The organism is Gammaproteobacteria bacterium, from assembly GCA_003696665.1.
GTDB lineage: Bacteria > Pseudomonadota > Gammaproteobacteria > Enterobacterales.
Map to the genome: position 1 here is coordinate 1 of RFGJ01000274.1, position 1886 is coordinate 1886.

Genomic DNA, 1886 nt, shown 5'->3' on the forward strand with positions numbered 1-1886 from the left:
ACACCGCGATTCGGGCCTCGACTGCCACCGTGGAGGTAACCGTATGACTCTAGTAACCGTTCCTATCGACGTTCATCGCGTGCAAGGCGCACGCTTCGACACAAACACAAACACTTGGTACGACACCGACAGCCAAGGCATCCCGCTATTTCCGACCGTCACGCGGGCTGGGACAAAGTGGTACGATACCAAGCCCCGTTGGCCTGCGAACACGGCAATCACGACGGGTGCGCAGATTGCTCCAGGCAACGGCTACTGGTATCAGGCCACCAATAGCGGCACGACCGGCGCTACCGAGCCGACATGGGTCAAGGCCATCGGAACTGTCACCAACGACAACGGCATTTCGTGGCAGTGCATGGGCTACCACGTTGACAATTTCGGGTTGCTTGTGGAGCCCGCGAGCACGAACCTGCTTTTGCAAAGTGCGGACCTGACTGTTGCTCCGTGGACAACGTTTGGATCAGCACCAACTTTGGTAGCCAACACAACCGATGTGACGGATATTTTTGGCACGAACACGGCTACCAAGATTACATTCGCCGCCACTGCTGGTGGAGTTCGTCAGACTGTCAATACGACAGTTGGAACGAGCTATACTCCATCCATCTGGTTGCGAACAGCATCTGGAAACGTTGCCGTGCAGTTCCGCGATGGGGCGCAAGTACTGCAAAACATAACCGTGACGCCAACATGGCAACGATTCGAGTTGTCAGGAACGGCAACTTTGACATTCCACAACTTCGATCTTTACGACCCTGTGGGAAATGCGGGAACAATCTATGCGTGCTCATCGCAACTCGAAGACCTACCAGTGGCCACAAGCTACATCCCAACCACCACAACCACGGTCACCCGTGCGACGGAGCGAGCTAATATCCACTGGCCGTTAAGCGGAAACTTCTCTGACAGCGCGGGCACGTTGATAACAGATATTGTGTATCCCTACTCTGGGAGTGTGCCGCAAGACTATGGGTTGATCGGATTTAGCACGAATGTCTGGTCATTTCTATTGGATCGGCAATCCAACCAGAGGCGTTATACCTCCCATGATGGGGTTAATGTCGCGAATGTTTATTCAGGTGTAGGTAATTTGTGGCCATCTGTGCGGATTGCGTTGCGATGGAATGCTTCATCAGCCCAGCAGGAACTGCTCATCAAAGATTTGTCCACCTTTGGGTCAGCATGGGTTTCGTCAGGGGCCGTAGCTTATGACGGTGCCTACGATGCTTTCGCTCGCAGTTTCATTGCGTTGGTGAATGGCGGAGCACTCCCTACAATCTTTCGCAATCTGCACATCCACAACTCCGACCTTGGAACGACGAATGTGGAGGCTATCTATGGCTAGGAAATTATTTGACATCCTCACTTATTGTGCGGACACCACTGCCCTGATGGCGGAGGTGGCTAAGGTGGACCCTGACCGGCTCATCGTGGACGAGCAGACTGGCCAACCCATCGGCATTGAAATCGACAAGACGCCGACGGTACGCAATGGAGCGGAAACGCTGGCCATCGTGCGGGTGGACGAGCCGACACTGGCCAAGATCAAGGCATTGACCACGATCAAGGTGTTGTCTGAGGTGCCTGCTGGTGGCGACCTGCTGGCGGCCATGAGCAAGGCCAATCGTGCGTTGTATGACAAGGTCCATGACCGCACGCCGCAGGACATTCTTGATGAGCAGGGCAACGTCATCGGGCAATACGTCCCGCCCGAACTCATCGGAGGGTTCATGTGATGTGGGTGCGTTACATTCTCCATTATACCGCAAGCCTGCTTTTGTATGTAGCAGGATTCCCAATCGTTTTCGCCTTGGACCTTTGCACACCACGCAAGGAAACAGCCAAGTGGCCAATCTTGGATTTCATCTACGGCAATAAGGTGG

At 54.2% G+C, this 1886-nt stretch carries 2 protein-coding genes; both read left to right on the plus strand.

All coding sequences use genetic code 11. The annotated features are described in order from the left end of the window. On the plus strand, positions 1-1348 hold a 1348-nt coding region (locus D6694_07570; GenBank protein RMH42806.1), incomplete at its 5' end, for a hypothetical protein. Next, positions 1341-1739 (plus strand): hypothetical protein, encoded by a 399-nt coding sequence (locus D6694_07575; protein RMH42807.1) that lies wholly within the window; start codon positions 1341-1343, stop codon positions 1737-1739. The genes D6694_07570 and D6694_07575, both read left to right, overlap by 8 nt. Positions 1740-1886: the final 147 nt, after the last annotated feature.